The organism is Kitasatospora sp. SolWspMP-SS2h, from assembly GCF_003259315.1.
Taxonomy (GTDB): Bacteria; Actinomycetota; Actinomycetes; order Streptomycetales; family Streptomycetaceae; genus Kitasatospora; species Kitasatospora fiedleri.
Genome location: NZ_QLLT01000008.1, coordinates 109184 through 121311, shown reverse-complemented (window position 1 = coordinate 121311; position 12128 = coordinate 109184). Strand labels below are relative to the sequence as shown.

Sequence of the window (12128 nt, the reverse complement as noted above, 5' to 3'; positions counted from 1 at the left end):
CCGCGCCGGGGCCGCCCCTGCGCGGCCGGAGAGCGACCGGGGCGGGGCCCTCGCGCCGCCGCCCCGGCGTGGCCGTCAGTTCCCGGGCTCGGACGGCGTCTTGTAGCCGCGCTCCCACTGCATGCCGAAGCCGTACAGCCGGTCCAGGTCGGACTGGAACCCGTGCACGTACCGCACCTCGCGCCGGATCGTCAGCTCGCCGCCCCCGTCGTTCTCGATCAGCACCACCGCGCACGAACGGGCCGCCGGGGCGCGCTCGTCGAGCTGGATCTCGATCCGCGGGCCGCTCTGCGGGACGATGGTGAGCACGGCCTGGGTGCGGTCGAAGGCCGGGGTGTCGTCGTAGATGTAGACGAAGATCAGCAGCCGCTTGAACTGGTCCTTCTTCTCCAGGTTGATGTGCATGGTCTCGCCGGAGGGCGCGCCCGACACGTCGTCGCCGGAGAGCTTGATGTACGGCGGCCGGTTCAGGTCGCCGAACAGCCGGCCGAGCGGCTGCACCACGCCCCGGGTGCCGTCGGCGAGTTCGTACATGCAGGCCAGGTCGAGGTCGACGCCGACCGGCGCGACCCCGGCGGTGGCGGGTGCCAGCGGGCGCAGGATGCGCGGGTCGAAGAAGCGGCGCAGGGCGCCGCTCCCGCCCGGGCCCTCGGCGCTGCGGGTCGACCAGTGCAGGTTGATGTACAGGTAGCCGGTGGTGGCCGCGGTGCCGGTGATGGCGTGGTGCGGCCGGGACTTGGTCAGTGTGACCTTGAACTGCCCTCCGGTGTCGAAGGTGTTGCTGCGGTCCCCTTTCAGGAACTCCCACACCGAGACCATCGCGTCCTCCCCCAGCACCGGTACCTTCCTCGCCCTCTCCATACCCACCCGGGGGGCCCTGAGTCAACGTCAGCGCCCCGGCGAGCCCTGCTGGCAGAGGGTTCGTCACTCCCGTACGATGCCCGCTCCCCGGACGCGATATCGTCTCTCCGCACAGGTGTACCGTGCGTCACCTCTCTTCCCCCTGCCCTGCGGAAAGCCGAGGCCCTCCCCGCGATGAACCTCTCCTCCATACAGCTGGTCTGGGCCGTGGTAGGCGGTGCAGCCCTGCTGTTCACCGCCATCCTGGTGGCCTTCCTGCGCTTCAAGAACAACAAGCCCGACGAGTCCTCCGGCGACTCGTGGGAGCGGAGCGAGGAGCGCCGGCGCCGCAAGGAGGCCATCTACGGCGGCGCCTCCTACGTGCTGCTGTTCTGCTGCGCCGGTGTGGCCGCCGCGCTGTCGTTCCACGGCCTGGTCGGTTTCGGCCAGCAGAACCTGAACCTGTCCGGCGGCTGGGAGTACCTGGTCCCGTTCGGCCTGGACGGCGCGGCCATGTTCTGCTCGGTCCTCGCCGTCCGCGAGGCCAGCCACGGCGACGCCGCGCTCGGCTCCCGGATGCTGGTGTGGCTGTTCGCCGTCGCCTCCGCCTGGTTCAACTGGGTGCACGCCCCGCGCGGCGGCGCGCACGACGGCGCCCCGCAGTTCTTCGCCGGCATGTCGATCTCGGCGGCCGTGCTGTTCGACCGGGCGCTCAAGCAGACCCGCCGGGCCGCGCTGCGCGAGCAGGGCCTGGTGCCCCGCCCGCTGCCGCAGATCCGGGTGGTCCGCTGGCTGCGCGCCCCGCGCGAGACCTACGCGGCCTGGTCGCTGATGCTGCTGGAGAACGTCCGCAGCCTGGACGAGGCCGTCGAGGAGGTGCGCGAGGAGCGGCAGGCCAAGATGGACGCCAAGCTCCGCGCCCGCAGCGCCGACCGCCGCGAGCGGGCCGAGCTGAAGGCGATCGCCCGCCAGGGCGGCGTGCTGGCCCGGGCCCGGCACGCCCGCCAGGTCCCGGCCCTGGCCGCGGCCGGTGGCGACACCCCGTCCGCAACGGAGCCTGCCCTAGCCGCCGAGGAGACCACCCTCGACCGGGTCGGCGCCTCCGCCCTGGAGCCCGCCGCCCTGAACGCCGGTCGCCGCCCCCGCGCGGCCGTCGAGTCCACCGGCAGCAGCTCGTCGTCGTCCCCCTACGCGTCGAGCAGCAGCTCCTCCTCCTCGTACTCGTCGAGCATCGACCTGACGATGGACGAGGACACCCTGTCGATGCCGAAGCTGGACTCGCTGGAGCGCAAGCTCCGGGCGATCGAGCAGCAGCTCGGCTGAGCAGCCGCACCACACGCGCCGCACGCGCCGCACGTACCCACGCGCCGCACGCACCGCACGCACGAAGAGCCGCGCCCACCGGGATCGTTATCCCGGTGGGCGCGGCTCTCGTCGTCGGCGGGCCGACGGCCGTCGGCGGGCGGTCGCTAGCCCTCCGCGCCCGCGCCCGTTCCCGTTCCCGCGCCCGTTCCCGCGTCCTCCAGCGCCTGCTGGCGCTTGTTGCGGACCATCGAGGAGGCCAGCGCCGCGCCGATGAAGGCGACGCCGATCAGGCCGGTGACGATCTCCGGGATGTGGTACTTGATCGAGGCGAGCAGGATCAGCGACAGCGCACCGATCGCGTAGTGCGCGCCGTGCTCCAGGTACACGTAGTCGTCCAGGGTGCCCTTGCGGACCAGGAAGACGGTCAGCGACCGGATGTACATGGCGCCGATGCCCAGGCCCAGGGTGATCTGGAAGATGTCCTGGGAGATGGCGAACGCGCCGACCACGCCGTCGAAGGAGAACGACGCGTCGAGGACCTCCAGGTAGATGAAGAGGAAGAACGCGGCCTTGCCGCCGACCTGGACGATCGACTTGCCGCTGCGCTCGGCCTGCTCCTCGGCCTCCTGCTGCTCCTCCAGTCCGGATTCGAAGACCTCGGAGAGGCCGTTGACGGCGAGGTAGGTGGCGAGGCCGCAGAGGCCGGCCAGCAGCACCGTCTCGGCGCGGTCACCGGCGAAGAAGCGGGAGGACAGGGCGAGCACCACCAGGGCGACGACCGAGGAGAGCGCGTCCAGCCGGCCGATCTTCTCCAGCGGCTTCTCCAGCCAGCGCAGCCAGTTGAAGTCCTTCTCCTCGAAGACGAAGTCGAGGAAGATCATCAGCAGGAAGACGCCGCCGAAGGCCGCGATGGCCGGGTTGGCCAGGTCGAGGTACTCGGCGTAGGTGTGGCCGTCGTGGGTCTTGCCGGAGTCGAGCGCCAGCTCGATGACGGTGCCGGGGCTGAGGTGCGCGGTGAGGCCGACGACCAGCAGCGGGAAGACCAGCCGCATGCCGAAGACCGCGATCAGCACGCCGACCGTCAGGAACAGCTTCTGCCAGAAGGCGTTCATCCGCTTCAGGACGGTGGCGTTGACGACGGCGTTGTCGAAGGACAGGGAGATCTCGAGGATCGAGAGGATCAGGACGACGCCGAATCCTTCGGCCCCCCAGATCAGGCCGGCGGCGATCAGGCCGGCGATCGTGATGGCGAAGGACCATCCGAACGTACGGAGGAACACGGGGTCGGTTACCTTTCTGGCTGCCGGAATTGACCGATTCCGGACTGAACTGCTGCGGTGGGCCGGATTACTGGACGTTGACGCCGAAGTCGAGCGCGATGCCGCGCAGCCCCGAGGCGTAGCCCTGGCCGACGGCCCGGAACTTCCACTCGCCCTGGTAGCGGTAGAGCTCGCCGAAGATCATCGCGGTCTCGCTGGACGCGTCCTCGGAGAGGTCGTAGCGGGCGATCTCGGCGCCGTCCGCCAGGTTGACCACCCGGATGTAGGCGTTGGAGACCTGGCCGAAGCTCTGCAGCCGGGCGTCGGCGTCGTAGATGGAGACGGCGAACACGACCTTGTCGATCTGCACGGGCACCAGGTCGAGGTGCACCTGCACCACCTCGTCGTCGCCGTCGCCGTCACCGGTGAGGTTGTCGCCCTGGTGCTCGACCGAGCCCTCGGGGCTGCGCAGGTTGTTGTAGAACACGAAGTACTCGTCGCCGAGGACGCGGCCGTTGGAGCACAGCAGCGCGCTGGCGTCCAGGTCGAAGGGCGCGCCGGTGGTGGACCGGGCGTCCCAGCCGAGGCCGATCTGCACCTGCGTCAGGTTCGGCGCGGCCTTGGTGAGCGAGACGTTCCCGCCCTTGGCGAGGGTGACGGACATCGGACTTCCTCCCAGCTCCCGTCTCCGGGGCTCCCGGGGCGTGCACGCGGTGGACCGCCGCCGTCCCGCCCGGGAGGGCCGGTCCGGCGGGCGCGTCCGGCGGACGCACCCCAAGAGGTCTACGCCCCCGAGCGGCCGTGCAGTGCTGCACACCCGACTGAACTTCCTGAACTCCGCGCGGCCGCCGACCCGGTCGCCCCGCCCGGCGGCCTCGGACCGCCCCGCGCGCGCACCGGTCGGTGTGCGGATCGCCGCCGAATCTATCAAGCTCCCCCGTCCCGCCCGGCGGCCTCGCCCACCGCCCGACGCCCGCCCGACGCCCCGGCTCGACGCCCCGGAGGACCTCGGCGAAGTCCCCTGCGGGAGACGGCCGGAGACCGCCCGGGGCCGCTCCGGGCCCGGCCGGTACGCTGCCGGGACCGCCGGGCCGGGCACCACGCGGCACGGCACCCGGCCGAACAGGGACCCGCGGACGAACAGAGACCCGCGGACGAGCAGAGGGAGCACCGGAGCGATGCCGTTCGAACCGCTCGACCGCACCGACCCCGAGTCGGTCGGCCCCTACCGCCTGCTGGCCGGACTCGGCGCCGGCGGCATGGGCCGGGTGTACCTGGCCCGTTCCGCCGGCGGCCGGACGGTCGCGGTCAAGGTGGTCCGCGCCGACCTGGCCGGGGACGCCGACTTCCGCGAGCGGTTCCGGCGCGAGGTGTCCGCCGCGCAGTCCGTGGGCGGCACCTTCACCGCCCCGGTGGTGGACGCCGACCGGGACGGCCCGTCGCCCTGGCTGGCCACCGCGTACGTGCTCGGCCCGGCGCTGGACGAGGCGGTGCGCGCCCACGGGCCGCTCCCGGTGGAGACGGTGCGCACCCTGGGTGCGGGCCTGGCCCGGGCGCTGGCCGCGATCCACGCCGCCGGGCTGGTGCACCGCGACCTCAAGCCGTCCAACGTGCTGCTGGCCGCCGACGGGCCGCGGGTGATCGACTTCGGCATCGCCCGGGCGCTGGACGGCGACCGGATGACGTCCACCGGCGTGGTGGTGGGCTCGCCCGGGTTCATGAGCCCCGAGCAGGCCGCCGGACGCCGGCTGGGCCCGGCCGGCGACGTGTTCTCGCTGGGCTCGGTGCTGGTCTTCGCCGCCACCGGCCGCGGCCCGTTCGACCACGCCGAGGACGGCGCGGCGCCGTCCGCGGCCTCGCTGCTGTACCGGGTGGTGCACGACGAGCCCGAGCTGTCGGGGCTGCCCGGGGCGCTGCGTCCGGCGGTCGCCGCCTGCCTGGCCAAGGACCCGGCGGGCCGCCCGACGCCCGCCGAACTCGGCGGGCTGCTGGGCGAGGCGGTCGTCCCGGTCCGCTCCGGCTGGCTGCCGGCCGCGCTGGCCTCGGACCTCGCCGCCCGCGCCGCCGAGATGATGGACCTGGAGGCGCCGGTCCGCTCCCGCGACCCCCGGTCGGGCCCGGCCGTCCGCACCCCGACCGAGCGGTCCGCCCCCGCCGACCCGGGCACCGTCCGCCTGCGCCCCGGCGTCCCGGCCCCGGCCGGCGCGGCCACCGGCGCCGCCGCGCCGGTCGGGCACCCCACCGAGCCGGCCGCCGGGGGCCGCCGCCCGTCCCGCCGGGCGCTGCTGTTCGGCGGCGGCGCGGCGGTGCTGGCCGGCGCGGGCGGCCTGACCGCCTGGACGCTGGGCGGCGGTCAGCGGCCCGGCCCGGGCCCGGACCCGGCCCCGCCGACCGGCTCCCCGGCCGTCCCGGCCGCCGCGTCGAGTGCCGCCCCGTCCCGGGCCCCCGGCATGCCGCCGGCCCCGCTGTGGACGTACCGGACCGAAGCGAGCAACGTCGGCAGCCTCGGCATGGCCTTCTCCCCCGGCCTGCTGCACCTCGGCAGCGCCGACCTGATCGCGGTGGGCCTGGCCGACGGGAAGGAGAGGTGGATCACCAAGGACGCGATGGCCTACCACCTGGCCTGCGCGGGCGGCACGGTCAGCTACGGCACCGTCTCCGACCTGATCACGGTGGACGCCGCCACCGGCACCGTGCTGTGGAAGTACCAGTCCGAGCGGGGGAAGCCGAACGGCACCCAGATCGCCTCGGACACGGTGCTGAACGCCGACGACCGCGCCGTGTACGCGATGTGCTCGTACCTGCAGACGGACGCCGACGGCATGCCCGACATGGGCGCCAGGACCGGCAAGGGCATCATGGCGCTGTCCCGCGAGGACGGCTCGATGCTGTGGAACCAGCACCGCCAGCAGACCGCCGACTACACGGTCAGCTCCGACCTGACCGCCGACACCCTGCTCTACACCGACAGCAAGGAGAACCTGGTCGCCCGGTCGCTGGCCGACGGCGCCCAGACCTGGTTCGCCGCCACCAACTCGCGCTCGGAGTACCGGCCGGTGCTCCAGGACGGCCTGGTGTTCTGCTCGGTCGACCCGAACGGCATCCAGGGCGTGCGGGTCTCCGACGGCAAGCGGGTCTGGGCGAAGACCTCGGACCGCTCGACCCGGATGTGGTACTCGCCGCCCGCGGCGGGCGGGCACGTCGTGTACTCGGTGCTCGGCGGCATGACGCTCACCTACCAGGGCACCACCTACACCCCGACCGCCCCGACCCGGGTGGTGGCCTTCGACGCCGCCGACGGCACCGAGCTGTGGCACCTGGAGCTGCCCACCGAGGTGTCGATGGACACCAGTCCGGTGCTGGTCCGGAACACCCTGTTCGTGTCCACCGGGGACCGCGGCATCTACGCCGTCGACGTGGTCAACCACAAGGTCCGCTGGGTCTTCCAGACCAACGCGGGCGCCGAGCTGCCCTGGCACCTGGCCGGCGGCGAGGACCTGCTGATCGCCGTCCAGGGCAACCTGGTGATGGCGCTGCCGCCGGAGTAGCGGCGCGGCGGGCCGGGGCCGCGGACGGCCCCGGCCCGCGCCGGTCCTGCCGCCGGGTCAGACGTTGACGCCGAAGTCCTGCGCGATGCCGCGCAGGCCGGAGGCGTAGCCCTGGCCGATGGCGCGGAACTTCCACTCGGCGCCGTTGCGGTACAGCTCGCCGAAGACCATCGCGGTCTCGGTCGAGGCGTCCTCGGAGAGGTCGTAGCGGGCGATCTCGGCGCCGCCGGCTTGGTTCAGCACCCGGATGAAGGCGTTGCGGACCTGGCCGAAGCTCTGCTGCCGGTTCTCCGCGTCGTAGATCGACACCGGGAAGACGATCTTGGCGATGTCGGCCGGGACGCCGGCCAGGTCCACCTTGATCTGCTCGTCGTCGCCCTCGCCCTCGCCGGTGAGGTTGTCGCCGGTGTGCTCGACCGAGCCGTCGGCGCTCTTCAGGTTGTTGAAGAAGATGAAGTCGGCGTCGGACCGGACCCGGCCCTGCTCGGTGCAGAGCAGCGCGCTGGCGTCCAGGTCGAAGTCCGTGCCGGTGGTGGTGCGCACGTCCCACCCGAGGCCGACGACCACGGCGGTCAGGCCGGGCGCCTCCTTGGTGAGCGAGACATTTCCGCCCTTGCTCAGGCTGACACCCACGTGGTCCTCCAAGAAGTCGGGTTCCCGTTCCGTCAACGGCCCGATCGTAGTGCCGGGTTCCCGGGCCGCGGCGGCGACTCGGCCCGGCGCCCGGCGGAAGTTCCGCCGGGTTCCCGGGCCGAGCGACGGAGGCGGCGGAGGCGGCAGGCTCAGAGCGCGCCGAGGGCGGCCAGGTACTCCTGGGTGTCCCGGGCGTCCGGCAGGCCGTTGACGACGCTCCAGCGGACCACGCCCTCCCGGTCGATGACGAAGGTGCCGCGCACCGCGCAGCCCTTGTCCTCGTCGAAGACGCCGTAGGCCCGGGAGACCTCGCCGTGCGGCCAGAAGTCCGACAGCAGCGGGTACTCCAGGCCCTGCTGGTCGCCGAAGACCCGCAGCGAGAACGGCGAGTCGTTGGAGACCGCGAGCACCTGCACCCCGTCGTTCTGCAGGCGCGGCAGCTCCTTCTGGATCTCGCAGACCTCGCCGGTGCAGACCCCGGTGAAGGCGAACGGGTAGAAGACCAGGACGACGTTCTTCTCGCCGCGGAAGTCGGAGAGCCTCACCGACTCGCCGTGCTGGTTCTTCAGCTCGAAGTCCGGGGCCTGGGCGCCGATCTCGATGGTCATGGGGGGACCTTCCTGCCTGGACGGTGGTGCGGGCAGGACGATCCTCCCACCCGGCGCGCCGGGTTCGGCCGTCCGGGTGAGCCGGGCGGGCCCGTCCGGGGGAGGCGTTCGCTGCGGGTGAACAGGCCGGGGCCGGGCGGGTCGCGGCCGGACGCCGACGGGCCCCACCGGCGAGGTCGCCGGCGGGGCCCGTCGCGGGTCCGGGTCCGAAGGTCAGCGCTTGCCGGTCTTCGTGGCCTTCGGGGTGGCCAGGCGGGTGCCCGCCCAGTCCTTGGCGATCGCCACCGAGCTGGTCTGCGAGAGACCGGCGGTCTTCGCGGCGTCGGCGATCTCGTGCGCCTCGACGTGCCCGTCGCGGCCGGTCTTCGGGGTGAGCAGCCAGATCAGGCCGCCCTCTGCCAGGTACTCCAGGGCGTCGACCAGGGCGTCGGTGAGATCCCCGTCCTCGTCGCGGTGCCACAGCAGGACGCCGTCGGCGACGTCGTCGTAGTCCTCGTCGACGAGTTCGGAGCCAGTGATGTCCTCGATCCCCTCGCGGAGCTCCTGGTCACTGTCTTCGTCGTACCCGAGCTCCTGGATGATCTGGCCCTGTTCGAAGCCCAGACGAAGCGCCGGGTTGGACTTGTCCGCGGGGTCCGCGGTCGCGCTCACGGGAATAACCTCCAGTATTCGGCCCGGCGTCCATGCCGGGGCTGTGGCCGTAGTCCACACGGGAGCGGCGGTTCGCGCAAGTACCCGACCCCCGATCCCACCCAAAGGTTGACGTGTCGCCCGGCGACACGCCGCCCACTGTGGTGGTGAACACACCCGTATGTCCCTGTCCGTACCGACAAGGATGCTTCGTCTCGTACCCGCCCGCAGCCCGTTCATCCCCCGCACGCCTGCCCGAGATGCGAACGGCATTCGGGGCGGAGCAGGGTGCGGGCGTAAAGTCTCCTGTTGGCCCTCATCCCGACCGGCCGCCATCGTCCGGCCGGGGTCCCAGGTCGGACCACCTCCTGACCGTACCGCCCCGACGGGCGGAACGGTTACCGATCGGTAGAGATGACGGATCTCCGAACGCGGTAGCACGATGGAGGCGGCGCGACAACTCAGCTTCGACCGACAGTGAAGGAACAGCGTGGCTTCCGGATCCGATCGCAACCCGATCATCATTGGCGGCCTCCCGAGCCAGGTCCCGGACTTCGATCCCGAGGAGACCGCGGAATGGCTGGAGTCGCTTGACGCCGCCATCGACGAGCGCGGGCGCGAGCGCGCCCGCTACCTGATGCTGCGGCTGATCGAGCGCGCCCGTGAAAAGCGTGTCGCCGTGCCCGAGATGCGCAGCACGGACTACGTCAACACCATCGCGACCAAGGACGAGCCGTTCTTCCCCGGCAACGAGGAGATCGAGCGCAAGATCCTGAACGCGACGCGCTGGAACGCGGCCGTCATGGTCTCCCGCGCCCAGCGTCCCGGCATCGGCGTCGGCGGCCACATCGCCACCTTCGCCTCCTCCGCGTCGCTGTACGACGTGGGCTTCAACTACTTCTTCCGCGGCAAGGACGCCGACGGCGAGTCCGGCGACCAGGTCTTCTTCCAGGGCCACGCCTCGCCGGGCATCTACGCCCGCGCCTTCCTGCTGGACCGGCTCACCGAGCAGCAGCTCGACGCGTTCCGGCAGGAGAAGTCCAAGGCGCCGTTCGGCCTCTCCAGCTACCCGCACCCGCGGCTGATGCCGGACTTCTGGGAGTTCCCGACCGTCTCGATGGGCCTCGGCCCGCTCGGCGCGATCTACCAGGCCCGGATGAACCGCTACCTGGAGCACCGCGGCATCAAGGACACCTCCGACTCGCAGGTGTACGCCTTCCTCGGCGACGGCGAGATGGACGAGCCCGAGTCGCTCGGCCAGCTCTCGCTGGCCGCCCGCGAGGGCCTGGATAACCTGACCTTCGTGGTGAACTGCAACCTGCAGCGCCTGGACGGCCCGGTCCGCGGCAACGGCAAGATCATCCAGGAGCTGGAGTCGCAGTTCCGCGGCGCCGGCTGGAACGTCATCAAGCTGGTCTGGGACCGCTCCTGGGACCCGCTGCTGGCCCAGGACCGCGACGGCGTCCTGGTCAACAAGCTGAACACCACCCCCGACGGCCAGTTCCAGACGTACGCCACCGAGACCGGCGCGTACATCCGCGAGCACTTCTTCGGCGGCGACCTGCGCCTGCGCGCCATGGTCGAGAGCATGTCCGACCAGCAGATCCAGCACCTGGGCCGCGGCGGCCACGACCACCGCAAGGTCTACGCCGCGTTCAAGGCCGCCCGCGAGCACCAGGGCCAGCCGACCGTCATCCTGGCGCAGACCGTCAAGGGCTGGACGCTGGGCCCCAACTTCGAGGGCCGCAACGCCACCCACCAGATGAAGAAGCTGACGGTCGAGGACCTCAAGCGCTTCCGCGACCGGCTGCACCTGCCGATCACCGACAAGCAGCTCGACGAGGGCTACCCGCCCTACTACCACCCGGGCCGCGGCTCGGAGGAGATCCAGTACATGCACGACCGCCGCGAGGAGCTCGGCGGCTACGTGCCCACCCGCAAGGTCCGCCCGCGCAAGCTCGAACTGCCGGGCGACGACGCGTACAAGGCGGTCAAGAAGGGCTCCGGCAACCAGACCATCGCCACCACCATGGCGTTCGTCCGGGTGCTCAAGGACCTGATGCGCGACAAGGGCATCGGCAACCGCTTCGTGCCGATCGCGCCCGACGAGTACCGCACCTTCGGCATGGACTCGCTGTTCCCGTCCGCCAAGATCTACAACCCGCTCGGCCAGACCTACGAGTCGGTCGACCGCGAGCTGCTGCTGGCGTACAAGGAGTCCCCGTCCGGCCAGATGCTGCACGACGGCATCTCCGAGGCCGGCTGCACCGCCTCGCTGATCGCGGCCGGCTCCTCGTACGCGACGCACGGCGAACCGCTGATCCCGGTGTACGTCTTCTACTCGATGTTCGGGTTCCAGCGCACCGGCGACCAGTTCTGGCAGATGTCCGACCAGCTGGCCCGCGGCTTCGTGATCGGCGCCACCGCCGGCCGCACCACCCTCACCGGCGAGGGCCTGCAGCACGCCGACGGCCACTCGCACCTGCTGGCCTCCACCAACCCCGGCGTGGTCGCCTACGACCCGGCCTACGGGTACGAGATCGCCCACATCATGCAGGACGGCCTGCGCCGGATGTACGGCTCCTCCGCCGAGCACCCGCACGGCGAGGACGTCTTCTACTACATCACCGTCTACAACGAGCCCATCAAGATGCCGGCCGAGCCGGAGGGCGTGGACGTCGAGGGCATCCTCAAGGGCCTCTACAAGCTCAAGGACGCCGAGGACGGCCAGATCCCCGCGCAGCTCCTCGCCTCCGGCGTGGCGGTGCCGTGGGCCCTGGAGGCCCAGCGCATCCTCGCCGAGGAGTGGAACGTCAAGGCGGACGTCTGGTCGGCGACCTCCTGGAACGAGCTGCGCCGCGACGCGGTCGAGGCGGAGGAGTTCAACCTGCTGCACCCCGAGGAGCCGCAGCGCGTCCCGTACGTGACCACCAAGCTCTCCGGGGCCGAGGGTCCGTTCGTGGCCGTCTCCGACTGGATGCGGGCCGTCCCGGACCAGATCTCCCGCTGGGTCCCCGGCCAGTACCAGTCCCTGGGCGCCGACGGCTTCGGCTTCGCCGACACCCGCGGCGCGGCCCGTCGCTTCTTCCACATCGACGCGCAGTCGATCGTCCTGGGCACGCTCACCGAGCTGGCCAAGCAGGGCAAGATCGACCGCTCGCTGCTGAAGGCCGCGATCGACCGCTACCAGCTGCTCGACGTGGCGGCGGCGGACCCGGGTGCCGCCGGCGGCGACGCGTGAGCGCCGGCCGCTGACCGGCCGACCGGCTGACCGGAGGTCCGCCCGAGGAAGGGGAGTCCCCTTC

At 71.9% G+C, this 12128-nt stretch carries 9 protein-coding genes; 3 read left to right on the top strand and 6 right to left on the bottom strand.

Features of this window, described 5'->3' with window-relative positions; genetic code table 11:
• Positions 1-75 precede the first annotated feature (75 nt).
• The gene (locus K353_RS11865) at positions 76-819 is read right to left on the bottom strand and encodes a Tellurium resistance (protein ID WP_199528076.1); all 744 of its coding nucleotides are present in this window, start codon (positions 817-819) and stop codon (positions 76-78) included.
• 216 nt (positions 820-1035) lie between these two features.
• Here K353_RS11865 and K353_RS11855 point away from each other — a divergent pair, with 216 nt between their 5' ends.
• Entirely contained in the window at positions 1036-2163 is a 1128-nt protein-coding gene (locus tag K353_RS11855; protein ID WP_111553540.1) for a DUF2637 domain-containing protein, read from the top strand.
• 146 nt (positions 2164-2309) lie between these two features.
• Here K353_RS11855 and K353_RS11850 read toward each other — a convergent pair whose 3' ends face one another.
• On the bottom strand, positions 2310-3425 hold the full coding sequence (locus K353_RS11850; protein ID WP_111553539.1) for a DUF475 domain-containing protein: 1116 nt from the start codon (positions 3423-3425) through the stop codon (positions 2310-2312).
• Positions 3426-3492: 67 nt separating this feature from the next.
• A complete protein-coding gene (locus K353_RS11845) occupies positions 3493-4068 on the bottom strand; it encodes a TerD family protein (RefSeq protein ID WP_111553538.1) in 576 nt (191 codons plus the stop codon).
• A gap of 514 nt (positions 4069-4582) precedes the next feature.
• Between K353_RS11845 and K353_RS11840 the strand changes: the two genes are divergently transcribed.
• The gene (locus K353_RS11840) at positions 4583-6952 is read left to right on the top strand and encodes a serine/threonine-protein kinase (protein ID WP_111553537.1); all 2370 of its coding nucleotides are present in this window, start codon (positions 4583-4585) and stop codon (positions 6950-6952) included.
• 57 nt (positions 6953-7009) lie between these two features.
• Here K353_RS11840 and K353_RS11835 read toward each other — a convergent pair whose 3' ends face one another.
• The 3 genes from K353_RS11835 to K353_RS11825 form a co-directional block, all read right to left on the bottom strand.
• Complete coding sequence (locus K353_RS11835) at positions 7010-7585, bottom strand: TerD family protein (protein ID WP_111553665.1); 576 nt, start codon at positions 7583-7585, stop codon at positions 7010-7012.
• Between the two features lie 149 nt (positions 7586-7734).
• Entirely contained in the window at positions 7735-8193 is a 459-nt protein-coding gene (locus K353_RS11830; protein WP_111553536.1) for a peroxiredoxin, read from the bottom strand.
• A 213-nt stretch (positions 8194-8406) separates the two neighbouring features.
• Positions 8407-8844: a DUF3052 domain-containing protein gene (locus tag K353_RS11825; protein ID WP_100836040.1), complete on the bottom strand. Its 438-nt coding sequence runs from the start codon at positions 8842-8844 to the stop codon at positions 8407-8409.
• Between the two features lie 469 nt (positions 8845-9313).
• On the opposite strand from K353_RS11825, the gene aceE reads away from it, so the two are divergent.
• Positions 9314-12064 (top strand): pyruvate dehydrogenase (acetyl-transferring), homodimeric type, encoded by a 2751-nt coding sequence (aceE, locus tag K353_RS11820; RefSeq protein WP_111553535.1) that lies wholly within the window; start codon positions 9314-9316, stop codon positions 12062-12064.
• Positions 12065-12128 lie beyond the last annotated feature (64 nt).

Bases quoted from the DNA above. Each gene is read 5' to 3' on its own strand.
- K353_RS11840 (WP_111553537.1), top strand. From the start codon at position 4,583: ATGCCGTTCGAACCGCTCGACCGCACCGACCCCGAGTCGGTCGGCCCC.
- K353_RS11855 (WP_111553540.1), top strand. From the start codon at position 1,036: ATGAACCTCTCCTCCATACAGCTGGTCTGGGCCGTGGTAGGCGGTGCA.
- K353_RS11830 (WP_111553536.1), bottom strand. From the start codon at position 8,193: ATGACCATCGAGATCGGCGCCCAGGCCCCGGACTTCGAGCTGAAGAAC.
- K353_RS11865 (WP_199528076.1), bottom strand. From the start codon at position 819: ATGGTCTCGGTGTGGGAGTTCCTGAAAGGGGACCGCAGCAACACCTTC.
- K353_RS11845 (WP_111553538.1), bottom strand. From the start codon at position 4,068: ATGTCCGTCACCCTCGCCAAGGGCGGGAACGTCTCGCTCACCAAGGCC.